General features: G+C 73.6%; 27 protein-coding genes. 14 read left to right on the top strand and 13 right to left on the bottom strand.

The features are described from left to right. Nucleotides 1-7: 7 nt before the first annotated feature. A complete protein-coding gene (locus Sfr03f_RS31495; RefSeq protein WP_281262824.1) occupies nt 8-130 on the bottom strand; it encodes a hypothetical protein in 123 nt (40 codons plus the stop codon). A 148-nt stretch (nt 131-278) separates the two neighbouring features. On the opposite strand from Sfr03f_RS31495, the gene Sfr03f_RS08135 reads away from it, so the two are divergent. The 4 genes from Sfr03f_RS08135 (at nt 279) to Sfr03f_RS08150 (ending at nt 3,696) form a co-directional block, all read left to right on the top strand. Continuing rightward, entirely contained in the window at nt 279-1,196 is a 918-nt protein-coding gene (locus Sfr03f_RS08135) for a phosphorothioated DNA-binding restriction endonuclease (protein WP_108952974.1), read from the top strand. 153 nt (nt 1,197-1,349) lie between these two features. Further along, a complete protein-coding gene (locus Sfr03f_RS08140) occupies nt 1,350-2,825 on the top strand; it encodes an FG-GAP and VCBS repeat-containing protein (RefSeq protein ID WP_108952975.1) in 1,476 nt (491 codons plus the stop codon). Nucleotides 2,826-2,930: 105 nt separating this feature from the next. Then, nucleotides 2,931-3,308 (top strand): YybH family protein, encoded by a 378-nt coding sequence (locus Sfr03f_RS08145; RefSeq protein ID WP_108952976.1) that lies wholly within the window; start codon nt 2,931-2,933, stop codon nt 3,306-3,308. 55 nt (nt 3,309-3,363) lie between these two features. After that, entirely contained in the window at nt 3,364-3,696 is a 333-nt protein-coding gene (locus Sfr03f_RS08150) for a glyoxalase superfamily protein (protein WP_108952977.1), read from the top strand. A gap of 59 nt (nt 3,697-3,755) precedes the next feature. Here the strand turns inward: Sfr03f_RS08150 and Sfr03f_RS08155 are convergent, their stop codons facing one another. Then, entirely contained in the window at nt 3,756-4,040 is a 285-nt protein-coding gene (locus Sfr03f_RS08155) for a ScoMcrA-related endonuclease (protein WP_108952978.1), read from the bottom strand. A gap of 225 nt (nt 4,041-4,265) precedes the next feature. Between Sfr03f_RS08155 and Sfr03f_RS08160 the strand changes: the two genes are divergently transcribed. The 4 genes from Sfr03f_RS08160 (at nt 4,266) to Sfr03f_RS08175 (ending at nt 7,385) form a co-directional block, all read left to right on the top strand. Then, nucleotides 4,266-4,646, top strand: a complete 381-nt coding sequence (locus Sfr03f_RS08160) for a VOC family protein (protein WP_108952979.1) — start codon at nt 4,266-4,268, stop codon at nt 4,644-4,646. Nucleotides 4,647-4,879: 233 nt separating this feature from the next. After that, on the top strand, nt 4,880-5,632 hold the full coding sequence (locus tag Sfr03f_RS08165; protein WP_108952980.1) for an alpha/beta fold hydrolase: 753 nt from the start codon (nt 4,880-4,882) through the stop codon (nt 5,630-5,632). 190 nt (nt 5,633-5,822) lie between these two features. Continuing rightward, nucleotides 5,823-6,083, top strand: coding sequence for a hypothetical protein (locus Sfr03f_RS08170; protein ID WP_245967452.1), 261 nt, complete (start codon nt 5,823-5,825; stop codon nt 6,081-6,083). 75 nt (nt 6,084-6,158) lie between these two features. Further along, nucleotides 6,159-7,385, top strand: a complete 1,227-nt coding sequence (locus tag Sfr03f_RS08175; RefSeq protein ID WP_108952981.1) for a PP2C family protein-serine/threonine phosphatase — start codon at nt 6,159-6,161, stop codon at nt 7,383-7,385. A gap of 81 nt (nt 7,386-7,466) precedes the next feature. On the opposite strand, the gene Sfr03f_RS08180 is transcribed toward Sfr03f_RS08175, so the two are convergent. The 5 genes from Sfr03f_RS08180 to bioB form a co-directional block, all read right to left on the bottom strand. Next, the gene (locus Sfr03f_RS08180; RefSeq protein WP_108952982.1) at nt 7,467-8,564 is read right to left on the bottom strand and encodes a vWA domain-containing protein; all 1,098 of its coding nucleotides are present in this window, start codon (nt 8,562-8,564) and stop codon (nt 7,467-7,469) included. Between the two features lie 268 nt (nt 8,565-8,832). After that, entirely contained in the window at nt 8,833-9,462 is a 630-nt protein-coding gene (locus tag Sfr03f_RS08185) for a GNAT family N-acetyltransferase (RefSeq protein ID WP_108952983.1), read from the bottom strand. A gap of 433 nt (nt 9,463-9,895) precedes the next feature. Then, nucleotides 9,896-10,648: a dethiobiotin synthase gene (gene bioD, locus Sfr03f_RS08190; protein WP_108953530.1), complete on the bottom strand. Its 753-nt coding sequence runs from the start codon at nt 10,646-10,648 to the stop codon at nt 9,896-9,898. A 29-nt stretch (nt 10,649-10,677) separates the two neighbouring features. After that, entirely contained in the window at nt 10,678-11,967 is a 1,290-nt protein-coding gene (locus tag Sfr03f_RS08195; RefSeq protein ID WP_108953531.1) for an adenosylmethionine--8-amino-7-oxononanoate transaminase, read from the bottom strand. Further along, on the bottom strand, nt 11,960-13,267 hold the full coding sequence (bioB, locus tag Sfr03f_RS08200; RefSeq protein ID WP_108952984.1) for a biotin synthase BioB: 1,308 nt from the start codon (nt 13,265-13,267) through the stop codon (nt 11,960-11,962). Before bioB ends, Sfr03f_RS08195 begins: the two co-directional genes overlap by 8 nt. Nucleotides 13,268-13,423: 156 nt before the next feature. On the opposite strand from bioB, the gene Sfr03f_RS08205 reads away from it, so the two are divergent. Both Sfr03f_RS08205 and Sfr03f_RS08210 read left to right on the top strand, forming a co-directional pair. Then, nucleotides 13,424-14,626, top strand: coding sequence for an 8-amino-7-oxononanoate synthase (locus tag Sfr03f_RS08205; protein WP_108952985.1), 1,203 nt, complete (start codon nt 13,424-13,426; stop codon nt 14,624-14,626). Nucleotides 14,627-14,858: 232 nt separating this feature from the next. Further along, nucleotides 14,859-15,461 (top strand): flavodoxin family protein, encoded by a 603-nt coding sequence (locus Sfr03f_RS08210; protein ID WP_108952986.1) that lies wholly within the window; start codon nt 14,859-14,861, stop codon nt 15,459-15,461. Nucleotides 15,462-15,483: 22 nt separating this feature from the next. On the opposite strand, the gene Sfr03f_RS08215 is transcribed toward Sfr03f_RS08210, so the two are convergent. From Sfr03f_RS08215 to Sfr03f_RS08225, 3 genes are all read right to left on the bottom strand, one after another. Then, nucleotides 15,484-16,650: an ARPP-2 domain-containing protein gene (locus Sfr03f_RS08215; RefSeq protein ID WP_108952987.1), complete on the bottom strand. Its 1,167-nt coding sequence runs from the start codon at nt 16,648-16,650 to the stop codon at nt 15,484-15,486. Then, on the bottom strand, nt 16,647-18,089 hold the full coding sequence (locus Sfr03f_RS08220) for a hypothetical protein (RefSeq protein WP_108952988.1): 1,443 nt from the start codon (nt 18,087-18,089) through the stop codon (nt 16,647-16,649). Before Sfr03f_RS08220 ends, Sfr03f_RS08215 begins: the two co-directional genes overlap by 4 nt. A 229-nt stretch (nt 18,090-18,318) precedes the next feature. After that, nucleotides 18,319-19,203, bottom strand: coding sequence for a LysR family transcriptional regulator (locus Sfr03f_RS08225; protein WP_108952989.1), 885 nt, complete (start codon nt 19,201-19,203; stop codon nt 18,319-18,321). Between the two features lie 93 nt (nt 19,204-19,296). Here Sfr03f_RS08225 and Sfr03f_RS08230 point away from each other — a divergent pair, with 93 nt between their 5' ends. From Sfr03f_RS08230 to leuE, 4 genes are all read left to right on the top strand, one after another. Beyond that, complete coding sequence (locus tag Sfr03f_RS08230) at nt 19,297-20,502, top strand: thiolase family protein (protein WP_108952990.1); 1,206 nt, start codon at nt 19,297-19,299, stop codon at nt 20,500-20,502. Beyond that, a complete protein-coding gene (locus Sfr03f_RS08235) occupies nt 20,499-21,170 on the top strand; it encodes a 3-oxoacid CoA-transferase subunit A (RefSeq protein ID WP_108952991.1) in 672 nt (223 codons plus the stop codon). The genes Sfr03f_RS08230 and Sfr03f_RS08235 overlap by 4 nt, the downstream gene beginning before the upstream one ends. A gap of 92 nt (nt 21,171-21,262) precedes the next feature. Next, entirely contained in the window at nt 21,263-21,874 is a 612-nt protein-coding gene (locus tag Sfr03f_RS08240) for a 3-oxoacid CoA-transferase subunit B (protein WP_245967510.1), read from the top strand. A 110-nt stretch (nt 21,875-21,984) separates the two neighbouring features. Next, nucleotides 21,985-22,665: a leucine efflux protein LeuE gene (gene leuE / locus Sfr03f_RS08245; RefSeq protein ID WP_108952993.1), complete on the top strand. Its 681-nt coding sequence runs from the start codon at nt 21,985-21,987 to the stop codon at nt 22,663-22,665. Nucleotides 22,666-22,745: 80 nt separating this feature from the next. On the opposite strand, the gene Sfr03f_RS08250 is transcribed toward leuE, so the two are convergent. The 3 genes from Sfr03f_RS08250 to pnuC form a co-directional block, all read right to left on the bottom strand. Then, nucleotides 22,746-23,093 (bottom strand): DUF1330 domain-containing protein, encoded by a 348-nt coding sequence (locus Sfr03f_RS08250; RefSeq protein WP_108952994.1) that lies wholly within the window; start codon nt 23,091-23,093, stop codon nt 22,746-22,748. A 118-nt stretch (nt 23,094-23,211) separates the two neighbouring features. Further along, on the bottom strand, nt 23,212-24,399 hold the full coding sequence (locus Sfr03f_RS08255; RefSeq protein WP_108952995.1) for an AAA family ATPase: 1,188 nt from the start codon (nt 24,397-24,399) through the stop codon (nt 23,212-23,214). Continuing rightward, nucleotides 24,396-25,022 carry a nicotinamide riboside transporter PnuC gene (pnuC, locus tag Sfr03f_RS08260; RefSeq protein WP_108952996.1) on the bottom strand — a complete coding sequence of 209 codons (627 nt, stop codon included), beginning with the start codon at nt 25,020-25,022 and terminating at the stop codon, nt 24,396-24,398. The genes Sfr03f_RS08255 and pnuC overlap by 4 nt, the downstream gene beginning before the upstream one ends. Nucleotides 25,023-25,109 lie beyond the last annotated feature (87 nt).

Here is a 25,109-nt window from a genome sequence, read left to right on the forward strand (position 1 = left end):
CGGCCGGCTACCCCGCGACGGGCAGTTCCCGGGCCCAGCGCCTGGCCGCGATCCTGACGTCCCTCAGCGCGGCGTGGAACTCGTGGCGGTGGTCCTGGCCGAGGTTGAGGGGCAGGTCGGTGTGGGGCACATCTGTGAGGGCCCGGACGAAGCGCGATGCCGCCGGATGCCGGGGGGACGGTGACGGGTACGGTTACGGGCCTGATGTCGTGTCATCGCCGACAGGGGGCGTGGTGGGGGCGGTGGGGGAGCTCGCGGGTGCGGCCGGACCGGGACGCATGACGCGCGAGGAGTTGACGCACCGTCTGTCGAGGCTGCGGCGCGCCTCCGTCGGTGGCCGCCGGGCGCCGCACAAGCCGCTGCTCGTGCTCTGGCTGCTGGGCCGGTTCGCGGAGACGGGGAGCACCGCGGTGTCGTACGAGAGCGCGGAGGAGCCGGTCAGCAGGCTGATCAACGACTTCGGCCCGGTGGTCAGGAGCCCGGCGACGGCTCGGCAGCGGGCCGCGATGCCGTTCGTGCACCTCGAGCGGGAGCTGTGGGACCTGCGGGACAAGGACGGCGAGGAGATCGGGTCCGCGGCTCCCGAGCGGGGCGGGTGGCTGCGGGAGCGGGGAGCGCACGGCCGGCTGCGGCCGGAGGTCGAGCTGCTGCTGTCCGAGCCGGGCGTGCTCGGACAGGCCGTGCGTCTGCTGCTGGACCAGCACTTCACCACCGCCCTGGAGACGGTGATCTGCGACGCGATTGGCCTGGACCCGGCGGGACCGGCCGACGCAGCCGAGCGGCCCGCCGGGCTCCGCAGGCGCCGGCGGGCCGGCTTCACGGAGGAAGTGCTGCAGGCGTACGCGTATGCCTGCGCGTTCTGCGGATTCGACGGCGCGCTCGGCCGGAACCCCGTCGGACTGGAGGCCGCCCACGTGCGCTGGCACAGCCAGGACGGACCTGACGAGGTCGGCAACGGGCTCGCCCTCTGCTCGCTGCACCACACCCTCTTCGACGTCGGTGTCCTGGGTCTCCTGCCCGACCTGCGCATCCAGGTCTCGCCCCTGTACGTGGCCCGGAACGCGGCGGGGAGGGCGACGGACCTGCTCCACGGTCAGCCGGTGGCGCTCCCTCGGCCCGGCAGGCCGCGCCCGGATCCGCGGCACGTCGACTGGCACGCGCGGCAGGTGTTCAAGAGCGCCGCCGCCGCGGCGTAGGGCGCCCCGCCCGCGGGAGCGGGGTGGGCCGGCTCCGCTCCCGGTTCGCCTGCCGTTCGGCGCACAACCATCGGCCGTTTCCGTGTGTCTCCCAGGTGAGGCACACCCGCGCGCACCGCGCCCCGCCCTCGTCCGCTTCCCCAGGAGGAAACCATGGCGCTCCGCCGACCCGCCATCTCGACCGCGGTGGCCGCCGCCCTGATCGGGTCGCTCGGCGTCCCGGTCCTCGCGGGCACCGCCTCCGCGGAGGCAGCCGCCTCCACCGTGCGTGAGGACTTCGACGGGGACGGCTACCAGGACGTCGCCGTCGCCGCTCCCGGTGCGCAGGTGGGCGGCCACACGCTGGCCGGCCACCTCACGATCAGCTACGGCTCGGCGCACGGGATCGATCCCGCGCGGACGACGACCATCAGCCAGGACACCGCCGGGGTCCCCGGCGCGTCCGGCGAGAACAAGGTCTTCGGCTACGCGCTGGAGGCCCGCGACCTGGACGGCGACGGCCTGACCGACCTGGCCGTCGCCACCCGCGACCACCAGGTGGAGACCAACGTCAGCGGTTCCGTCGTCGTGCTGTGGGGCCGGACGGCCGGGATCTCCGGCCAGGGCGCCGTCAGGATCGCCGCACCGGCGAACTCCGAGGTCGGCGAGGACCTCTCCGTCGGCGACTTCGACCACGACGGCCACGCCGACCTGTTCATGCGCCACGGCGACGACTACGACTACCACGACGTGCTGTACGGCCCCATCGGCCGCGACGGCGTCCCCGCCCGGGAGCAGCAGTTGCTGGTGTACAGCACCGACAACGACATCAACTCCACCGCCGTCGGCGACTTCAACGGCGACGGCACCGAGGACCTCGCCACCTTCTACGTCTACGAGAACCACGCCGAGGGCGGCAAGCTGTGGCTCGGCGGCGCGGACGGCCTGTCCACGGTCCCGCAGAGGCTGTCCTCCGCGTCCAGCACCGCCGTCGCCGACTTCGACCGCGACGGCTACGCGGACCTCGCCACCCGGGTCTTTCCCAACGGCATCACCGAGAACCTCGACGAGGACCCCGGCACCGTAAAGATCTTCTACGGTTCCGCGTCCGGACCGAGCGCGACGCGCACCCGGACGATCACACAGAACACGTCGGGCGTGCCGGGAGTCAGCGAGAAGGGCGACGAGTTCGGCGGACGGCTGAGCGCGGGCGACGTCAACGGAGACGGCTACCCCGACCTCGCCGTCGGCGTCCCGGGCGAGGCGATCGGCTCCAAGGCGAGGGCCGGCGCCGTGGTGGTGCTCAAGGGCGGCAAGGGCGGGCTCACCGGCACCGGCGCCCAGGCCTTCCACCAGGACACCACGGGAGTCCCGGGTGTCGCGGAGTCCGGCGACGTGTTCGGCGGCTCGGCGCGGCTGCTCGACGTGACGGGCGACGACAAGGCCGACCTCGTCGCCGGCGCACCCGGCGAGAACCTGGGCGCCGTCGTGAACGGCGGCGCGGTCTGGCAACTGCGCGGCGCCGCATCCGGTGTGACCGCATCCACGTCGGTTGCCGTGAACCCGGTCGACATCGGGGCGCCGGCGTCGAGGGCGTGGTTCGGCTGGAACCTGAGCGGCGACAACGGCCCGAGTGTGGTGATCCCGTAGCACCCTCGGGCGGGCGGCAACGTGCGCTGCCCGTACACCCGTTGACGTGAGCCGCGTCCCGATTCCCGTACGGGGCGCGGCTTTCGGGAGTGACACAATGCCCGTATGGATCACGCTGCAGCACGTTCGTGGACCGAATCCTGGGTGACGGCCTGGAACAGTCACGACCTGGAGGCGCTGCTGGCGCACTTCACCGAGGACGTGACCTTCCGGTCGCCGGTGGCCGCGCAACTGCTCGGCGGCGACGGGGTCGTACGCGGCAAGGAGGCGCTGCGCGCCTACTGGGCCGAGGGTCTCCGCCGCATCCCCGACCTGCGGTTCGAGGTGGTCGGCACCTATGTCGGCGTGGACTGCCTGGTCGTCAACTGCCGCAACCAGAAGGGCGGACTCGTCAACGAGGTCCTGATCTTCGACGGCCCGCTGGTCCGCGAGGGCTACGGCACCTACCTCGGCGACGACGCCGACCCGGCCGGGACGCGGTAGACGCCGCGCGGTACACCGCCTGCCCCGCCTGTCCTCTTCTGCGACGATGGCTCGCATGGACGAGGAAGTCATCCCCATTCTCCACGTCGAGGACGCTGCGGCGTCGGTCGCCTGGTACGAGCGGCTGGGCTTCGCCAAGCAGTGGGAACACCGCTTCGCACCGGGACTTCCCACGTTCGTCGAAGTCGCCCGGGGCGGGGTGCGGGTGTTCCTGTCGGAGCACGAGGGCGATGCCCGCCCGGACACGTTGGTCTACCTCCGCGTCCGTGACGTCGAGGCGATCGCCTCCGAGTTCGGTGCGCAGGTGACGGACGCGCCGTGGGGGCGGGAGATCGAGCTGCGCGACCCCGACGGCAACCGCCTGCGGATCGGCACCCCCACGCAGTGACCGTCGCCGGCAGCGCGCGGCCGGGAAGCGGTGCCGGGCGGAAGTGGCCTCGTGCGGCCTCAGGTGGCGGAACGGACTTCGAACCCCAGCCTCCGCAGGTGGTCGACCGTGTGGCCGTTGACGCCTCCGGAGAATTCCCCGGGCGCCAGCGGGTCGCGGCCGGCCAGGAAGCCGTGCGCCACGCCGAGGATCGCCTTGGAGTCGTAGTCCCGGCCCTCGTGGACCAAGAGGTACTGGCGTGATCGGCCGAAGCCGTGATGTTCGAGGAAGGCGTCCCGCCCGAGCCGGTCGTACTCGCGGATTGCCTGCTCCACCGCAGTGCGGGTGATGTCTGCCAGCGCCATGGGCTCAGACTATGCCGGACTCCCGTGCGTGACGTCGGAGTTGACGGAACCCGGCGGCGGGGCGCGGCGGCAGAGCATGGCGGCAGGGCGTGGCCGGAACGGCCACCGACGGAAATGATCTCGTCCGCGGGCGGCTGCTCCGCTACGCTGCGCCACTGTTCATCCGCTGGGGGCCGGTGTGCGGGGCCCGCCCGCGGTTCCCCGTGATGAGAGTGGGTCGCGTTCATGGCGTGTCGTATCGGCGAGCTGGTCCTCGGTTGCCGCGAGCCGGAGGTGCTGGCACGGTTCTGGTGCGAGGTCCTCGACTTCGTCGTCCTCGGGCGTGAGGACGACGGGTCCATGGAGATCGGGCCGCGCGAGGGGTTCGGCGGTCCGCAGCCGACGCTGTTCCTCAGCCGCAGGGACGAGCCGGAGCAGGGGAAGTCCCGCCTGCACATCGACGTCAACCCCACCGACCGCGACCAGGACGCCGAACTCGAGCGTCTCCTGGCCCTCGGCGCCCGCCGGGCCGAGATCGGCCAGACGGGCGACGAGCAGTGGCACGTCCTCGCCGACCCGGAGGGCAACGAGTTCTGCCTGCTCAAGGGGCGCATCGACCCGGTCTGACCCCTGACCTCCCGTGTGGTGACGACATGTCGTTTCGTCGACATCGCAGGAGTCGGCCTTCAGCGCGGACGGCGCTCTTTCCAACAACGGGTCAGGTCGGGACAATGAGGCCCCAATCGGTGCCGTCGGGTCCACGCCCGGGCGCGTCCCCGGACGCGGCCGTGGGCGGGTCCGGCGCGCGCCCCTGTTGACGCCGGCGTCCACCGCGGCGTCCTGGCGGAAGGACGAGCGGCGTGGCGTACGAGGAGTACGGGGACGGTCCCCACGCGGTGATCGCGTTGCACGGCTGGTTCGGCTCGGCGGCGGCCTGGGGGCCGCTGCGTCCGCACCTGGACGGCGCCCGGTTCCGGTACGTGTTCCCCGACTACCGGGGCTACGGATCGCGCCTCGAGGAGTCCGGCGACCACACGCTGAAAGAGGCCGCGGCGGACGTCCTCGAGCTGGCCGACCGCCTCGGGCTGGAGCGCTTCTCGCTGGTGGGCCACTCGATGGGAGGCGCGGTCATGCAGCGGGTGCTGGCCGACGCGCCCCACCGGGTACGTGCCATGGTCGGCATCTCACCCGTTCCGGCCAGCGGGGTGCCGTTCGACGACCAGGGCTGGGCGCTGTTCTCCGGAGCGGCCGAGGAACGCGCCAACCGGCGCGCCATCATCGACCTGACCACCGGCAACCGCCTGAGCGACGTCTGGCTGGACGCCGTCGTCGCCCAGTCGTGGCGACAGTCGACCCCGGCCGCCGTGGCCGGTTATCTCCAGGCCTGGGCGAAGACCGACTTCCACACCGAGATCGAGGGCAGCACCGTCGAGGTGAAGGTGATCGTCGGCGAGCACGACCCCGCCCTGGGGGCCGACGTCATGGAGGCCACCTTCCGCCAGTGGTACCCGCGCTGCGAGGTCGAGGTGCTGTCCAACGCGGGGCACTACGCGATCGACGAGACGCCCATCGCCCTCGCCACCTCCGTGGAGCGGTTCCTGGCCCACCGGTGACAGCGCCCGGCGGCACCGCGCCCCGTGCCGCCGGTGCCGCCGACGGGGCGGCGGGCGCGGCGGTCCGCTGAGGCGGCTCGCGCCCGGGGGGGGCCGCCGGTGTGCTCCCCCCGGCCCGGCACCGGCCGTGCGTCCCGGCAGACCCGGCGCGCTCCGGGACCTCCGGTGGCGTGGTCCTGACATCCGCGGCGTGCGCGGCCCTCCGGTGCTGGGCGACTTCGCCGGACGGCTGCGCGCGGGGGCCCACGTCGTGACCCACTGCCGATTCGGCATCGGCCGGGCGTCGCTCCTCGCCGCCGCGCTGCTCGTCCTGAACGGGGTGGACCCCGAGACTGCCTGGGCCCGCATCGAGCAGGCACGAGGCCTCGCCGTCCCGGACACCCCGGAACAGCGCGGGTGGGCGTCGTGCCTGGTCGGCGGGGCGGACGGCCGCGGACCATCGTCGCCGTGATTGCGGGTACTCGGTGGCCCGTGGATCTCCCAGCGACGTTGCCGGGGAGGAGATGCCGGAAGGGAAACGCCCGCTGTGACCGACGCGGCAAAGCTGAGCAAGGCCCTCACCGATCTCGTGGTGGCGAGCCACATCGCCAGGCTCGAGGACCTGCCGGGCATGGTGGCCGAGCACGCCGAGGCCGCGGGGCTGCACGACGTCGTCATCCATGTGGCCGACCTGCAGGAGAAGGTGCTGCGCGAGGTCACCGGCAGGGGACCCGACGCGGGCGCGGGCGGGGCGGAGTACTCCGTCGCCGGAACCCTGCCGGGGCTCGCCTACCGCCGGGTGGACATGATCGCCGAGCCGGACCCGACGAACGGCAGAGGGCTGCGCCGCTGGTGGATGCCGGTCACCGACGGCGTGGAACGGCTGGGGGTGCTCCGCGCGGAGACGGTCCCGGACGTCGGGGAGGAGGGCGTGCGGGACGCCCTGTACGCGCTGTCCTCGGTGGTCGCGCTGCTGCTGCTCAGCAAGAGGGCCTTCAGCGACTCCTACGCACGCCTCATCCGGACCGAGTCGATGAGCGTCTCCGCCGAGATGCAGTGGCACCTCACCCCGCCCTCGGCGTTCGCGGGCGCCGGCACCACCGTCGCCGCGGTGTCCGAGCCCGCCTACGCCGTCGGCGGCGACGCCTTCGACTACGCCGTGGCCGACAGCACCCTCCACCTCGCCGTCTTCGACGCGATGGGACACGACGCCACCGCCGGACTGACCGCCAACATGGCGATCGGCACCTGCCGCAACGCCCGCCGCCAGGGCGCGGGCCTCGTCGAGACGTCGCAGGCGATCGAGCGCGCCCTGATCGAGCAGTTCGGGCACAGCCGCTACGTCACCGGCATCCTCGCGGATCTCGACCTGCCGACCGGCCGGCTGACCTGGATCAACCGTGGCCACCACCTGCCCCTCCTGCTGCGCGCCGGACGCTGGTCCCGGCAGCTGCAGTGTCCGCCGGCCGGGCCGATGGGAGTCGCCCTCGGGCTGCCCGTCACCGTCCGCCAGGAGCAGCTGGAGCCCGGCGACCGGGTCGTGCTGTACACGGACGGCATCGTCGAGGCGCGGGACGAGAAGGGCGAGGAGTTCGGCCTCGGACGCTTCGTCGACTACATCGTGCGGCACAACGCCGACCACCTGACCGTCCACGAGACGCTGCGGCAGCTCGTGCACGCCGTCGTCGACCAGCACGCGGGACAGCTGGCCGACGACGCCACCGTCCTGCTCGCCGAGTGGCTGGACCCGGACCAGGACGGCCTGCTGCCCTGACGCGGAGGGCGCGGTCGGCGCGGAGGCCCGGGCGGCCCTGGGCGGGCCGGCTGCGCGGGCCGCCACCGGCGGCGCGGCGTCTCAGAGCAGGACCAGCAGCTTGGTGCCCGGGATCAGCTTGCGGTTGACCGAGGTGGACTGGACGAAGACGGTGTACGCCTCGTTGCTGCCCGGAGTGACGGTGACCTCGCTCTCCGGGAGGCCGAGGAGCTGGCGGGCGGCGGGGCCGGTGAAGACCTTGCCGGTCATCCGGCCGGTCTTCGGGTCCTTCTCCGCGACCGCGATCTTCTTCCGGGCCTGGATCTTCTCGCGCTTGGAGAGCTCGTAGAAGGCACAGCCCGTCGTGTACGGGTGTCCCGCACTGGTGACGAAGTCGCGGATCGCCGACTGCTCGTCCACCGGTATGAGCACGTACTTGCCGGCGCCCAGCGCCTGCAGGTTGCTCTTCACGGCCGTGCTGCTGAGGTCCTGGCCCATCGCGAACAGGTTCCTGGTGCCGCGGACGCCCTGCTCACGGTCGCGGAGGAACCGGGTGGCCGCCGACTTCACCGCGCCGATCGCCTCCTCGACGCCCTGTGCCGAGTCGGCGTCCCAGATGGAGATGTTGCCGGTCGGGAAGCCGTACTGCTGGGCGGTGCGCTTGGCCAGGGAGTTCGGCACCATGATGGCCGAGGTCCAGTGGTCCGGGAGGCCGTTGAGCTTCTCGGCGATCCTGGTCCGCCACTCGTCCAGCAGCTCACGGCCGTTGGGCAGGTGGTCGTGGCGCGAACCGGTCGTGTCGGCGCCGGAGGCGTTCTCCTCGCCGTCGGTGACGACGACCTGGAGGAAGCTGTGCTCGCCGTACTCCTCCCAGATGTGCTCGAGGTCGTCGAGTGCCTTCACCGACGCCTGGATCAGCGCCGTCGCGCCGTTCTCGACGGTGTACAGGCCGCGCATGGACGGCAGATGCTTGACGTCCATGTCCCAGACCAGGTTCTCCACCAGGTGGTCGAAGGCGTAGAGGCTGATGCGGGTCTCGTGACCGAGCCGGTCGGACTCCTCCGCCAGGCCCTTCACGAACTCGTCGACGACGCGGATGAGTTGCTCGGAATGCCCCTGCATCGAGCCGGACTTGTCGATGACCAGGGCGACATGGTTCACCAGGTGCTTCTTGAGGCGGGCCTTCACCGTCGTGCTCATCGCGTCGTTCCCTTCGATACGTCTCCCCGTGACCGTCGGACGGCATGCGGGGGTACGGCTTCGTGAATGAAAGGCTTGGCCAGTTGCCCTCAGCGAACGCCGGGACCGCGAACCCCGGCGCCTGGACGGTGTTCCGTCCGGCTGATGTCTCCGACTCTACGGAGGGGCACCGACAACGCGTGGGCACGACGGCCGAGCCCGACGGTGAGGGTGCGCGGGGGCCCCACGGCGATGGCGCGCAGGGGGCCCCACGGTGGGGAGCGCCGGGTCAGTCGCGGGCCGTCGGGCGGCCGAGGTACCAGACCGGGCCGTCGTCCTCGACCTCGAGCTCCTGGAAGCCCATGCGGTCGTAGAACGCGCGGGCACGGGTGTTGGACTTCGACATGCACAGGTGCACCGCCTCCACCCCCGACGCGTGGAGGGCGTCGAGGAAGGTCTCCATCAGCGCGCGTCCGAGCCCGCGGCCCTGGCACGCGGGGAGGATGTCGATGTGCAGGTGGGCCGGGTACGGCGGCAGTTCCGGGCGGACCATGCGCTCCGGGTCGTGCAGCAGGGCGGCCATCACCTCGTCCATGGTCGGCTCCGAGCCGCGCGGCCCGGGGGCCGGGTAGGTCTCGGCGGCCGTGGGAAGCCAGTGGTCGCGGAACCAGGCGGCGAAGGCGGGGGTGTCGGCGGTACCGAGGATGTAGCCGACCGCCTCCCCGTCACCGTCGTCGACGACGAAGGCCAGCTCGGGCTCCCGGTCGACGTACGGGAAGGCGAAGAGGCGCGGGAGTATCTCCGGGTCGGTGTAGTGCGGGGTGGCGTCGCCGCCGTCGTAGGCGGTGAGGACGCAGACCCGGCCGACGGCCCGGCGGTCGGAGGGGCGGTAGGGGCGGACGAAGGGCGCGGCAGTCATGGCCCGATCATGACACCGGGCGTACGGCCGGGGAACAGGCCGCGGCCCACCGGACGGTGAGGTCGTGGGGGACGCCGCACGAGCCCGCCCCGGGCAGGCGGTACCGCACGAGCCCGCCCCCGGCAGGTGGTACCGGCACCGCGCCCTTCCGCCGGGCGTCGCACGAGCCCGCCCGCGGCAGGCGGCACCGCGCCCTTCCGCCGGGCGTCGCACGAGCCCGCCCTTTCGGCAGGCGGCACCGGCATGAGCCCGCCGGGCGTCGCCCGAGCCCGAGCCCGTCCCCGGCAGGCGGCACCGCGCCCTCCCGCCGGGCATCGACCGAGCCCGCCCTTTCGGCAGGCGGCACCGGCATGAGCCCGCCGGGCGTCGCCCGAGCCCGAGCCCGCCCCCGGCAGGCGGCACCGCGGCCTCCCGCCGGGGACGGACCCGCGCCTCAGCCCTCCTCGGCCCTCCCGCCCAGCAGCGTCCCGTGGGTGGCGACGAACGCGGAGGGGTCCCAACTGCCGCCCAGGCGGGGGGAGAGCCAGTCCGGGGCGGCCGCGCGGAAGGCCCGGGGCGACAGGGTGCCCACGCCCTCCGGGACCGCGCCCAGCAGCGGCGCGCCCGCCACCCGGGGCAGGTCCGCCAGGTTGCAGCGGGCGGCGAGGTCGGGGCGCCGGGGCCAGCTGCCGATCACCACGCCGAGCTGCTCGAGCCCACGGGCGTGCAGCGCCTCGGCGGTCAGCGCCGTGCTGTTGAGCGTGCCCAGACCCGCGGGAGCCACCACCAGGACCGGTGCCCGGAGCAGCTTCGCGGCATCCGCCAAGGTGGCGTCCCGGTCGTCGAGGCGGACGAGCAGACCGCCCGCTCCCTCGACGAGCACGAGGTCGTGCTCCCGGGCCAGGTCCTCGGCCGCCTCCGCCACCTGGTGCGCCCGCACGGGCGGCAGCCCCGCCCGCTGGGCCGCGGTCGCCGGCGCCAACGGGTCGGGGTAGCGGGCCAGTTCGACGGCGGTGACGGCGCCCGCCCCACCGGCCAGGCGCGCGGCCTCGGCCGCGTCACCCGGCTCGCCCGCCGCGAGCCCCGTCTGGGCCGGCTTCAGCACGGCCACCGAGCGGCCGGCCGCCACCGCCAGCGCGGCCACCGCCGCGGTGACCACGGTCTTGCCGATCTCGGTGCCCGTACCCGATACGACGATCACTGACATGTCGCTCCTCGCGCTCCTGCCCACTTCGTTCAGCCGGCCGAGGCCGCGGCGCACACCGCGCGGCAGATCCGGGCCAGGTCCTCGTCCTCGGTCACGTACGGCGGCATCACGTACACCAGGTCGCGGAAGGGGCGCAGCCAGACCCCCTCGCGGACCGCCGCCGCCGTGGCCGCGGCCATGTCGACCGCGTGGTCCAGCTGGACGACGCCGATGGCGCCCAGTACACGGACGTCGGCCACGCCCGGAAGCTCCCGGGCCTCCGCCAGACCCTCGCGCAGGCCCGCCTCCAGCCGCTTGACCTCCTGCCGCCAGTCCTGCCCGAGCAGCAGGTCGACGGAGGCGCCGGCGACCGCGGCCGCCAGCGGATTGCCCATGAACGTCGGGCCGTGGGCCAGCACCGGGACCTCGCCGCGCGAGATGCCGTCCGCGACCCGTGAGGTGCACAAGGTGGCCGCCATGGTGAGATAACCGCCTGTCAGGGCCTTGCCCAGGCACATCACGTCCGGGGCGACCCCGGCGTGGCCGGCCGCGAAGAGCTCGCCGGTCCGCCCGAAGCCGGTCGCGATCTCGTCGAACACCAGGAGCACGTCGTGCGCGTCGCACGCCTCGCGCAGCACCCGCAGGTAGGCGGGGGAGTGGAAGGTCATGCCGCCCGCGCCCTGCACGACGGGCTCCACGACCACCGCGGCGGTCTCGTCGGCGTGCTCGGCGATCAGATCGGCCAGCGAGCGCGCGTACGCCTCGTCCCACTCGGCGGGCGGCGCGTCCGCGAAGATCTGACGGGGGAGCACGCCCTGCCACAGCTCGTGCATCCCGCCCTCCGGATCGCACACCGACATCGGCTGCCAGGTGTCGCCGTGGTAGCCGCCGCGCCAGGTCAGCAGACGCCGCTTCCCGGGCCTGCCCAGTGAACGCCAGTACTGCAGGCACATCTTGAACGCCACCTCGACCGACACCGAGCCGGAGTCGGCGAGGAAGACGTGCCGCAGCGGTTCCGGAGTGATCTCCACCAGGCGCGCCGCCAGCCGCACCGCGGGCTCGTGGGTGAGGCCGCCGAACATCACGTGGCTCATCCGGCCCAGCTGAGCGGTCGCCGCCTCGTTGAGCACGGGGTGGTTGTAGCCGTGCACGGCCGACCACCAGGACGCCATCCCGTCGATCAGCTCCCGCTGCCCGTGCACCTCCTGGGCCAGGCGCAGGCGCACCCCGGAGGCGGACTCGACGAGCAGCGGGTCGGTGCGGCCCGGCATCGGGCCGTAGGGGTGCCAGACGTGCGCCCGGTCCAGGGCGAGCAGGGTGTCCGGGCCGGGCTCAGGCATTGGGTGCGAGGTCCGTTCCGGCGCCGCGACGGCGCACGGCGACCAGGTCGGGGCGCGCAGCGTCACCGCGCTCGCCAGCCCTCGCGCCGCCCGTCCCGCCACCGGCGGAGGCCCGGTCACCGGCCACGTCACCGGCGCAGGCCACGTCACCGGCGGCTGCCCCGGCTCCCGGCTCCGCGTGCCCGCACGACCCGCCGCAGCCGTCCCGGGCGCCCCCGCCGCAGCCGGCCGCGGCGTCCTGGCCCCGGCCCTCCGCGGCGTCCTCGCCGCACACCGAGCCGCAGCCGCCGCCGGCCACCCGGTGCCGTGGCAGCGTGGACGTCCCTGCCCCCTCCACCTCGAACCCGGCGTCGGCGATCATCTCCAGGTCGGCCCGGCCGGCCTGGCCCTCGCTGGTCAGGTAGTCGCCCAGGAAGATCGAGTTGGCCAGGTGCAGCGCCAGCGGCTGCAGCGTCCGCAGGTGGACCTCACGGCCGCCCGCCAGGCGCACCTCGACGTCCGGGCAGACGAACCGCACCATCGCCAGGATCCGCAGCGCGCGCTGCGGGGTGAGGTTCCACTCCTCGGCCAGCGGCGTGCCCTCGAAGGGGATCAGGAAGTTGACCGGCACCGAGTCAGGGTCCAGGGCGCGCAGGGCGAACACCACGTCCACCAGGTCCTCGTCGCTCTCGCCCATGCCGGCGATCAGGCCGGAACAGGCCGAGAGCCCCGCGGCGTGCGCCTTCTGGACGGTGTCGACGCGGTCGGCGTAGGTGTGCGTCGTGGTGATCTCGCCGTAGGTGCTCTCCGAGGTGTTCAGGTTGTGGTTGTAGGCGTCGGCGCCCGCCTCCCGCAGCCGCTCGGCCTGCCCGTCGGACAGCAGACCCAGGCAGGCGCACACCTCCACGCCCTCGTTCTGCTCCTTGACGGCCTCGATGGTCCGCGACACCCGCTCGACGTCCCGGTCCGTGGGGCCACGGCCGCTCGCCACCAGGCAGACCCGCTTCGCACCGCCGGCCACACCGGCCGCGGCCGCCTCGGCGGCCTCCTCCGGCTTCAGCCAGGTGTACTTGAGGATCTCGGCCTTCGAGCCGAGCCGCTGCGAGCAGTACGAGCAGTCCTCCGGGCACAGGCCCGACTTGAGGTTGACGAGGTAGTTGAGCTTCACCCGGCGGCCGAACCAGTGGCGGCGCACCCGGCCCGCCGCGGCCACCACATCGAGCAGATCGTCGTCGGAGGTCGCCAGCACGGCGAGGGCTTCTTCACGGGAGGGCGACTCACGTCGGAGCCCCTTCTCCACCAGAGTGGCAAGCAGATCCATGGCCTTGATCCTTGCTCACGCGGCGGACCAGGCAAAGGAGGAAACGGACAACAAGGCGAGGGATGGCGTGTGTGGATGACCACACTTCGTGACCGGCCGACTGCGGCTAGGGTCGGTCCGTTGCGCCCGCACCACCGAGACGAGGACCGGACCGCCATGCCGCTGGCCTGCCAGGACGCCTTCGACTGGATCGACGAGGAGGCACGCCGTCGCGAACGGGCGGGCCTGGTACGGGCCCTGCGCCCCCGCGAGGCGGAGGACGGCGCCGACGGAGCCGGGTCGCTGGATCTGGCCGGAAACGACTACCTCGGCCTCACCCGCCACCCCGAGGTCACGGCCGCGGCCGGTGCGGCGGCGGCCCGCTGGGGCGCGGGGGCGACCGGCTCCCGGCTGGTCACCGGCACGACCGCGCTGCACGCCGAACTCGAGGCCGCGCTCGCGCGGTTCTGCGGTTTCGAGGCGGCCCTGGTGTTCTCCTCGGGCTACGCCGCCAACCTCGCCGCGCTCACCGCACTCGGCGGCCACCGGGACGCTCTGGTCGTCTCCGACGCGGGCAACCACGCCTCCATCGTGGACGGTTGCCGCCTCGGGCGGGCCGAGACCGCGGTGGTGCCGCACGCCGATCCCGAGGCCGTGCGCAAGACCCTGGCAGCCCACCCGGGCCGCCGGTCCCTGGTGGTGACCGACTCCGTCTTCTCCGTCGACGGCGACGCCGCGCCGCTCGGCGCCCTGGCGGCCGTCTGCCGTGCGGCGGGCGCCGCGCTGCTGGTGGACGATGCCCACGGTCTGGGCGTCCTCGGGGACGGCGGCCGCGGGGCGGTGCACGCGGCCGGTCTCGCCGGCGCGCCCGGCACGGTGGCGACGGTGACCCTCTCCAAGTCCCTCGGCAGCCAGGGCGGCGCCGTGCTCGGCCCGGCCAGGGTGGTGGAGCACCTGGTCAACACCGCGCGGACCTTCATCTTCGACACCGGTCTCGCCCCGGCAGCCGCCGGCGCCGCCCTGGCCGCCCTGGGCGTCCTGGAGCGCGAACCGGAGCGCGCGGCGCGCGCCCGGGAGGTCGCGTCCGCCCTGTACGAGGGGCTCACGGCGGCGGGCCTCACCGCGGCCCGGCCGGACGCGGCGGTGATCTCCGTGCGGGCGCCCTCGCCGGAGGCGGCCCTGCGTTGGGCCGCCGACTGCCGGGCGGCCGGCCTGCTGGTCGGGTGCTTCCGGCCCCCGTCCGTCCCGGACGGCGTCTCACGGCTGCGGCTGACCGCCCGTGCCGACCTGAGCGACCGTCAGGTCCGCGCCGCGGTGCGGACCGTCCTCGCCACCGCGCCGACGGGGGCGGCGGCCCGGCAGGAGACCACGCCCCCATGAGCGGATCGAGCCCGCATGACGGACCGCGCCCGCATGACGGACCGCGCCCGCATGACGGACCGCGCCCGCATGACGGACCGCGCCCGCATGAGCGGACCGCGCCCTGACGCGTGGACGGTGCCGCCGATGAGCGGACGGCGCCCTGCTGCGTGTGGTCCGCATCCTCATACGGCGCGCCGGAAATAATTGCGCACACAAGGAAGTTGGGTCGTTCACGGCACAGGCCGCGACGATGGGAGCACCCGTGGACCGCTCGTTCCTCTTCCTTCTCGGCAGCGCCCGGCAGGGCGGCAACACCGAGGCGCTGGCGCGCGCCGCGGCCGAGCAACTTCCCGCCGGGGTCGAACAGCGGTGGCTGGACCTGACGCGGCTGCCCCTGGCCGGCTACGTCGACGCGCGCCACTCCGGCGAGTCATGGCCCGAGGTGCGCGGGCCGGAGGCGGAGAACGAGGCACTGCTGCGCGAAGCGACCGTCGCGGCCACCGACATCGTGATCGCCTCGCCGCTGTACTGGTACTCGGTCTCCTCCTGGACCAAGGCGTACCTGGACCACTGGTCCAAGTGGCTGACCGTTCCCGGACTGGACTTCCGGGCCCGGATGGCCGGTGGCACCCTCTGGGGGGTCGCGGCGATGGGGGACCGGGACGAGACGGTCGCCGAGCCGCTGCGGCTCATGCTGGGCAACACCGCCGCCTACCTGCGGATGGACTACGGCGGCCTGCTGCTGGGCAACGGCTCCGCGCCCGGGCAGGTCCTGGACGACACCCGGGCCCTGACGCGCGCCAAGACCTTCTTCGCCCGTCGCACCCCGGTCGCCCCCGCCGCCGGACAGTAGGCGGCGGACGCGCGGAGGCCGTTCAGGCCTGTCCCTCGCGGCGCCGGCGCCGGTGGTGGTCGAGGACGTCCTGGCGCAGCAGGCTGCCGAAGCCGGCGTTCTCCAGGCGCAACGCCAGAGCCGTCTCCGTGATGCCGAAGTCCGCCGCGGTGTCGGCCAGGTGCCAGTCGTGGGCGGCGAGGCGGTCGAGCAGGTGGCCGCGGCGGATCTGGCTCTCGGAGAGGCGGAACGTCTTGAGGTAGGCGACCCGGCCCCGCTCGTCGGTGATCGCCTCGCCGATGTGGTTCTCCTCGTGCGGGCGGAAGGCGGGCAGGAACCGCGACAGGGTGAAACGCCCGAGGCGGTACACCGTGCGCCAGGCGTACGTCTCCTGGAGGAGGCCCGCGGCCATCGTCCCGTCGTGGAACTCCGCCCACTCGGCCTCCTGCCGCGACGCGGCGGCACGCAGGTCGGCCAGGGAACGGATCCGCGCACCGCCGAGGTCCGCCCGGAACTCCCGCACCGGCGGCATCAGCATGGCGTAGTGGTACACCAGGTCGCCGTACAGGTCCTGCAACAACGTGGCGTGCAACGAGCGGTAGTCGTCGGGATGGGGGACCACGAAGGCCGCCGCGAGAGCGTCGGCCGCGTACAGCAGGACTCCGCACTGGCCGGGGTGGATCTCGAACACCCGCAGGGCCTCGGCCAGTCCGTCCACGGCCGCCCCCGCGTAGGCCTGCTCCGCACGCGGGGACAGGCCGTTGCGGACCGCCCGCTGCGACCACTCCTCCCAGGCGATCGACGGGCCGTCGAAGTGCAGCGCGAGATAACCCTCCAGGGCCAGGTGCAGGGGCAGGAAGCGGAGCCGGTCCCTGGCCTCGCGGCGGGCCGGCCGGCGGTGGACGCGCAGCGGCATCCACTCGGCGGGCGCCGGGTCCCTGTCGGCGGACAGCCGGGTGCCGTAGGCGGCGGCGGGGGAGCCGTCCTTGGTCCAGGTGGCGACGAAGCCGTGCGGCACGTACGAGAAGTAGCCGTCCCGCGGGCCGGTCCGCACGAAGCCGGCCGCCGCGTCGTACGCCCGCGCGCCGAGCCGCAGGTCCTCCACGGGCGCGTCACGCACCAGCGGGACCAGGCGTACGGCGCCCCACACCTGGGCGGGCAGGGTGCGCAGGCCCGTCAGGTCGAGGGCGGACGGCGCGGGCGCGCTCATCGGGTCCTCCCGCGGCCGGCGGCGCGGGCCCGCAGCCGGGCCGCGCGGTCCTCCAGGTACGCGGTGAGCTCGGCCAGGCCGGTGCGGCCCTCCGCGAACTGGGCCAGTTCCACCAGCGCGGGCATGTCCTCCGCGTCGCGGATGCCCGCGGTGGGCACCGTCGGGGAGAGGCGGCGTACGTCGAAGCCTCCGGAGTCGTGGACCGGGTTGAGGTGCACGACGCTGGTGCGCCGCGCCGGGTCCAGCCGGGTCCGCCACACGCGCAGCACCTCGGCGGCCAGCCCCGGCGGCGCGTTGTCCCAGCCGTCCGAGACGATCACCAGCCGTGACGGGGCGGTGTCCAGGGCGTCGAGGATCCGCCGGCCGAGCGGGGTCGGCCCGTGCGGGAAGGCGAGCAGGGCGTCGTCGCGGCCGGACGTCCACAGTGCGGTGTAATCGTTGGCCAGCTCCGCCAGCAGGTGGTGGCAGGCCAGGGCGACGGCCAGCGGACGGCGCCGCTTCACGCCCGAGCCGTAGGCGGAGAAGCTGTCGTCGAGGACGGCGGTGACCTTGCCCCAGCGCCCCCGCAGCGGTCCGGCGGCCCGGCGGGCCGCGGACTCCAGGGCGCCGGTCAGCTCCGCGCGCCGGCGGACACGGTCCTCCACGGGCAGCGAGAGCACGTAGGAGGCGAGCCGGGTCAGCGGCATCCGCGTCAGGTCGGCCGGCACGTCGCCGGCGCCGTGCCGGAGGGCGGACTCCCGCAGCCGCAGCGTCTCCAGGCGGGTCATCCGCGGGGCGATGCGCTCCAGGAAGACGGCCCGGGGGACGCCCTGCCGGGCGGCGAACCCCTCGGCCACCGTGTACGGGAGGTCGTACAGGGCCGCCTTCTCGAAGTGGGCGCGGCGCCAGCTCTCCAGCAGCGGGGCGGCGTACCGGACGCGTGCCTGGGGGCGGAACAGGAAGTCCGCCAACTCGGCCCCGGCGGGCGGCAGATGGGCGTGGCGCAGCGCCGCCTTGAAGGCGCCGCGGTACTTCACCGCGTCGAGCGCCGGATCCGGGCGGGCGGCCAGCCAGTCGCGCATGATCGCCCGGGTGCGGCGGTTGTTCACCCGGGCCCGGCGCAGCGCCGAGAACAGCCCGTACACGCGCTGCGGGGGCAGCGACGCCAGCCGGGCCGCGATCAGGCGGCCCTCACGGCGGCGCTGCTCGACGGTGGCCTCGCCGGAGGTCTCCAGCAGGCGGCGGACGATCAGCACCACGTTGTGGTCGTTGATGTCGAGCGCCAGGACACCGGCGTACAGGTCGCGGTAGTTGCCCAGCATGTAGGCGTGCAGGAAGTCCAGCGACAGGCTCTGCTCGCCCGCCGAGGCGTGGAACTCCCGCTGCCCGGTCGCGGTGATCGCCGCGTTGACGAAGAGCAGCACGTCGTCGGCGGCGACGAGGTCGCCGAAGGTCTCCATGGTCGTCCCCCGGGATGCGCGAAGGCCGGCCGGGGAATGGGGGCACGAGCAGCGAATCATTGCTTCAAAGGCAGGTTCCGGAAGTCGCACCGAAGTCCCGCGGCCGGCAGCGCGACCGTAACAGAGCCGGAGGCGCCGCCTCCACCGGGTAAACACCGCCTCCACCGGGTGAACGCCGCGGTCAGCCGCGCGCGGTCGCGGAGGACCGCGCTGTCGATCGCCCGCGCGGTCAGCCGCCCGCGCAGTCCACCACGACCGCGGCGACCTGGTCGACGGCCGCCGGGTCGCGCCGGGTCCGGCGCGCCAGGAGCAGGTCGACCGACTCGCCGCCGGTGAGCGGCACATAGGTGACCCCCTCGACGTGCAGGCTCTGGACGGAGGCGGGGACCAGGGCCACGCCGTGCCCGGCGGCGACCAGCACCACCAGGGTCGCCGTCTCACCGACCTCGAGGACCTGCGCCGGCTCGAAGCCCGCCCGCCGGCAGGCCGCCAGCACCAGGTCGTACATGGACGACCGGTGCTGCGAGGGATGGATGACGAACGGCTCCTCGGCGAGGTCCGCCAGCGGCACGCTGCGCCGGCCCGCCAGCCGGTGGTGCGCCGGCAGCACCGCCACCAGCGGCTCCGAGCGCAGGGGGAGGGTGCTGATGTCCTCCGCGTCGACGGCGCCCCGCAGGACGGCCAGGTCGAAGGCGCCCGACCGCAGCCCCTCCACCAGCTGCGGCGTGAGCGTCTCGCCCCGCAGCTCCAGGGTGATCCGGGGCAGCCTCGCCCGGACCGTACGGGCGACCCGGGGCAGCACGTCGTAGGTGGCGGTGCCGATGAACCCGACCGAGACCCGCCCGGCGTGGCCGGTGGCCAGCTCCCGCATGTGGGCCAGCGCCCGTTCCTCCTCGGCCACCAGGGCGCGGGCGTGACCGACCAGGTGGTGGCCCGCCTCCGTGAGCTCCACGTGCCGGGTGGAGCGGTTGAAGAGGGACACACCCAGCTCCCGCTCCAGCTGCTTGACCAGCTGGGACAGCGCGGGCTGCGCCACGTGCAGGCGGGCCGCCGCCCGCCCGAAGTGGCACTCCTCGGCCAGGGCGAGGAAGTGGCGGAGCTGGCGCAGTTCCATGCGCCCAGTCTAACGACACTGATAAACACGGCTTATCAATCCATGCGCACTGGGTCTTGGACGCGAACAAGTGCCGGCTCGTACGGTGAGCAGGTGACCGAGAGCTATCTGTACGCAGCAGCCCGCACGCCCTTCGGCAAGTTCTCCGGGGCCCTCGCCGACGTCCGGCCCGACGACCTCGCCGCCGCGGCCGTCAAGGGCGTCCTCGCCAAGGCGCCCGAACTCGACCCCGCCGAGATCGGCGACGTCGTGTGGGGCAACGCCAACGGCGCGGGCGAGGACAACCGCAACGTCGGCAGGATGGCCGTCCTGCTGGCCGGCCTGCCCACCTCGGTGCCGGCCACCACGGTCAACCGGCTCTGCGGCTCCTCGCTGGACGCCGCGATCATCGGCTCCCGCGCCATCGAGACGGGCGACGCGGACATCGTGCTCACCGGCGGCGTGGAGTCCATGACCCGCGCGCCCTGGGTCATGCCCAAGCCCGGCCGCGCCTTCCCGGCCGGCAACGTCACCGCGGTGTCCACCACCCTCGGCTGGCGGCTGGTCAACGAGCGCATGCCGAAGGAGTGGACCATCTCCCTGGGCGAGGCCAACGAGCAGCTGGCCGACCGCTTCTCGATCTCCCGCGAGCGGCAGGACGAGTTCGCCGCCCGCTCCCACCTCCTCGCCGACGCGGCATGGAACGAGGGCTTCTACGACGACCAGGTGATCCCCGTCGTCGTCGACCGCAAGGGAACCGAGTTCACCCGGGACGAGGGCATCCGCCCCGGTTCCTCCGCCGAGAAGCTCGCCGGCCTCAAGCCTTCCTTCCGCCCCGACGGCGCCATCACGGCCGGCAACGCCTCGCCGCTCAGCGACGGCGCCTCCGCGGTCCTGCTCGGTTCCGGCGAGGCCGCCGACCGCATCGGGTCCGCCCCGCTCGCCCGCGTCGCCGGACGGGGCGTGTTCGCCCTGGATCCGCAGGAGTTCGGCTTCGCGCCCGTCGAGGCCGCGAACCGCGCGCTGAGGCGCGCGGGCATCTCCTGGGCGGACGTCACCGCCGTCGAGCTCAACGAGGCCTTCGCCGTGCAGTCGCTGGCCTGTGTGGACGCCTGGGGGATCGACCCGGACATCGTCAACACCAAGGGCGGCGCGATCGCCCTCGGCCACCCGCTCGGCGCGTCCGGCGGCCGCATCCTCGCCACGCTGGCCCGCCGGCTCGAGGTGTCCGGCGAGCGCTGGGGCGTCGCGGCCATCTGCATCGGCGTCGGGCAGGCCCTCGCCGTGGTCCTCGAGAACGTCACCGGGGGCACCCGATGACCGTCCGGCTGTGCGCACACGCCGACGAGGCGGTGGCCGGGATCGAGGACGGCTCCACCGTGCTCGTCGGAGGCTTCGGCATGGCCGGCATGCCGGTCGAGCTGATCGACGCCCTGATACGCCAGGGCGCCAAGGACCTCACCGTGGTCTCCAACAACGCCGGCAACGGCGACACCGGACTCGCGGCGCTGCTCGCCGAGGGCCGCGTCCGCAAGGTGATCTGCTCCTTCCCGCGCCAGACCGACTCGTGGGTCTTCGACGAGCTCTACCGGTCCGGGCGGATCGAGCTCGAGGTCGTCCCGCAGGGCAACCTCGCCGAGCGGATACGGGCCGCGGGAGCGGGCATCGGCGCCTTCTACTGCCCCACCGGCGCCGGCACCCTCCTCGCCGAGGGCAAGGAGACCCGGGAGATCGACGGCCGCACCTACGTCCTGGAGTACCCGATCAAGGGCGACGTGGCGCTGATCGGCGCCCACCGCGCCGACCGGATGGGCAACCTCGTCTACCGCAGGACCGCCCGCAACTTCGGACCGGTGATGGCCACGGCCGCCACCACGGTGATCGCCCAGGTCCGCGAGATCGTCGAGACCGGCAGCCTCGACCCCGAGGCCGTCGTCACCCCGAGCATCTACGTCGACCGCGTGGTGCAGGAGGCTCAGCGCGCATGAACGCCAACACCGTGAACGCCACGAGCACTGCGAACGCCACGAGCACTGCGAACGCCGCGATCGGGGCCGGCGCCCCGCTCGGCAAGCACGAGATGGCGGCCCTGGTGGCCCGCGACATCCCGCGGGGCGCCTTCGTCAACCTGGGCATCGGCCAGCCGACCCTGGTCGCCGACCACCTGCCCGCCGACTCCGGGGTGGTCCTCCACACCGAGAACGGCATGCTCAACATGGGGCCGGCCGCCAAGGAGGGCGAGATCGACCCCGACCTCACCAACGCCGGCAAGGTACCGGTCACCGAGCTGCCCGGCGCCGCCTACTTCCACCACGCGGACTCCTTCGCCATGATGCGCGGCGGGCACCTGGACATCTGCGTCCTCGGCGCCTTCCAGGTCTCCGGCCGGGGCGACCTGGCCAACTGGCACACCGGTGCGCCCGACGCCATCCCGGCCGTCGGCGGGGCGATGGACCTCGCCATCGGCGCCAAGAAGGTGTTCGTCATGATGACGCTCTTCGCCAAGGACGGCTCGCCGAAGCTGGTGCCCGAGTGCACCTACCCGCTCACCGGGCTGGGCTGCGTCGACCGCGTCTACACCGACCTCGCGGTCTTCGACGTCACCCCCGAGGGCGTGAAGGCCACCGCGACCTTCGGCGTCACCGTCGAGGAGCTCGCCGAGCGCCTCGAAGTGCCGCTGCTCACCGCCTGAGAGCGGGAGAAGGGCCGGAGCCGTCCCCCGGGGTGACCCCTCGCGGAACGGCTCCGTCCGGATAGCGGGCAGGCGACCGTAACAGCCCCCTTTCGTGTGACACTCCGGTCATGTTCTCGTCGTTCGGTGTCGTCAATCTCCCGACCTACCTGGCGGGCGTCCTGCTGATCGTCCTGCTCCCTGGTCCCAACTCCCTCTACGTGCTCTCCGTGGCCGCGCGGCGCGGCGTCCGCGCCGGCTACGCCGGGGCGGCCGGCGTGTTCTGCGGCGACACGGTGCTGATGACGCTGTCGGCGGCCGGCGTGGCCTCGCTGTTCCGGACCAACGCCATGCTCTTCGGGATCGTGAAGTACGTGGGCGCCGCCTACCTGGCGTGGGTGGCGATCGGCATGCTGCGGGCGGGCTGGGAGATGTGGCGCACCCGGCACGAGGCGGGCGGCACCGCCGAGACGGTCGCGGCCGCCGCGGCGGGGGAGTCGGGCGGCAAGGTGGAGCGTCCCTTCCGCCGCGCCTTCGTGGTCAGCCTGCTCAACCCCAAGGCGATCCTCTTCTTCATCTCCTTCTTCGTGCAGTTCGTCGACCCGACCTACGCCTACCCGGCGCTCTCGTTCCTGGTGCTGGGCGCCTTCGCCCAGATCGGCAGCGTCCTGTACCTGAGCGCGCTGATCTTCGGCGGGACCCGGCTCGCCGCCGCGTTCCGGCGCCGCAGGCGGCTGTCGGCCGGCGCCTCGTCCGCGGCGGGCGCGCTGTTCCTCGGCTTCGCGGCGAAGCTCTCCCTCGCCAGTGCCTGACCCGTTACGCCCCACCCTCACGCGAAGGCCCCGGCCGTGGAACGGCCGGGGCCTTCGCGCGGGCCCGACGCGGCCCGCGATCAGACGTCGGCCAGTCCGTCCCGGATCGCCCTGGCGGTCGCCGTCGGGTCGTACCCCTCGGGCACGCCCTCGACCAGGATGATGTCGCCGTCGATGTGGCGGGAGCGCAGCGGGACGATCTCCCGGTAGGCGGGGGAGTCCCACCAGGCCCTCGCCTCCTCGATCCCCGGGAAGCCGATCACCACCACACCGCCGGGCCAGCTCCCCTCCTTCACCTCGTGCGGGGTGGCGTGCACGAGGAAGCGGCCGCCGAAGGGCTCGAAGGTGGCCGTGACGCGCTCGATGTACTCGGCGATCTCCGGGTGGGGAGCCGCGTCCTGCAGGTGGGCGATGGCGTAGGCGGGCATGGGTTCTCCTGTCCTCGGGATCCGAACAGCCCGATCCTGGCACCCCGCGCGGGCCGCGGGCCACGGCATGTCCGTCGCACCGGGTGCGCTCCCGTCCCGCGTGGCCCCTCCGCTCGTCTCACCCCTCGGCCGGAGCGGGAGACAGGGTCTCCACGTCCCGCGGCGCGAGGTCCCGGGACTCCTCCGGCAGGGCCCTGGGCGCGGGGAAGGCGGGCCCGGCCGGTGCCTCCTGTCCGCCCCGCCGCTCCGGCAGCGGGTCCGTGAACCCCCAGCCGCCGGCGAGCAGGTCCTCCACCGCCGCCACCGCTTCCCTCAGACGGTGGGCCGGGGAGCCGCGCAGGACGCGGAAGGGCCGTCCCGTGCGCGTCAGTTCGGCCTCGAAGCGGGAGGTCATCCACGGGCGCAGGTGCTCGCCGTCGCGCAGGCCGTCGTCCTCGAAGGGGACGTCGGCGTGGTCGGTGAGCAGCCACAGGTGCTGGCGACGGCCCTCCTCCGCGATGCGGGCCACCTCCGGGTTCGCGGACCCCAAGTACCGCTCGTGCCAGATCGTCGTCGCGAACGCGTCCGTGTCGCAGAACAGCACGGGCGAGCCCTCCCGCGCCGCCCGATCCTCACGCGCCAGCTGCTCGGCGGCGATCAGCGGGAACTCCCGCGAGGCGAACGAGACGTCGGACCAGTGCCCGCCGGGGCCCAGCGCCTCCAGCTTCCGCTCGCTGAACTCCCGCCCGTACTCCGGAACCCAGCGGGTGTCCGCCCACACCCCGCCGCGCTCGCGGAAGTGCGCGGCGAGCGCCCGCGCCAGCGTCGTGGTGCCCGTCGACTCCGCGCCCAGGACGACGACACGCCGGGCGAGCGCGCCGCGCACCGGCGGCGCCAGGTACGGCCAGCACTCCACCGGATCCCTGCGGACGGCGGTGCCGGAGACGGGGTGCACCGTGCGGTCCGGGTCCACCAGGACGGAGACGGCGCCCAGCCGGCGGCCCAGTTCCTCGCCGTAGGCCTCGGAGGTGAAGACGGCGTCGATCCGCCCGGGGACGGCGGCGCGGAATATCTCCACGTGCGCCGCCCAGACGTCCGGATCCGTGTAGTCGACCGGGACCTCGTCCATCGTGCCCACGACCTCGCAGGCCGGATGCTCCTCCCGCATCCACGCCACGCGGTCCGCGAGGGACACCGACTCCACCGAGGAGGCGCACACCAGCACCGTCAGCCGGTCGCACTGCTCGGCGGCGGTGCGCACCAGGTGATGGTGCCCCGCGTGCGGGGGATAGAACTTGCCCAGCACCAGGCCGTGTCCGTACCTCATGCCGCCGCCACCACCTCGTGGCGCAGCGCGCGACGCCAGGAGCGCAGGCCCTGCACGCACAGGACCAGGAAACCGGCGTACAGCAGCGAGGTCAGGTAGAGGTCCTTGTGCGCGTACAGCGGGATGTAGACGAGGTCCGCCGCGATCCAGATCCACCACGACTCCACGCGCTTGCGGCACTGCCCGTAGGTCGCCATCAGCGACAGGGCGGTGGTCAGCGCGTCCCACTGCGGCACCGTCGAGTCTGTGCCGCGGTCCAGCAGCAGCCAGAGCCCGGCGAAGCCGACCGCGCCGGCCGCCAGCAGCCAGGCCCACTCACGGCGGCCGGTGCGCCGCACCCGCAGCCTCTCGCCGCCGCCACCGTTGAGCCAGGCCCACCAGCCGTAGCAGGCCAGCGCGATGAAGACCACCTGCAGCGCGGCGTCGGCGTACAGGCCGGAGTCGGTGAACAGCAGGATGAACAACAGGTTGTTGGCGATGCCGATGGGCCAGTTGGCGATGTGCTGCCGGGCGACGAGCCAGACGCACAGGGCGCCGCTGCCGAAGCCGAGCAGCTCCGTCCAGCTGACGGGGGTCCCCAGCCAGGTGAAGAGTGGTTCGCGTAGCGCGTTCAGCAGGTCCATGAAGCCTCTTTTCGTCTCAGCGACGATAAGCGGGGAGCTGCTGTGTGCGCAAAGGAAATGCGCGTGACGCGCACGACATCTGCGGCG

It is taken from the genome of Streptomyces fragilis (assembly GCF_003112515.1).
GTDB lineage: Bacteria > Actinomycetota > Actinomycetes > Streptomycetales > Streptomycetaceae > Streptomyces > Streptomyces fragilis.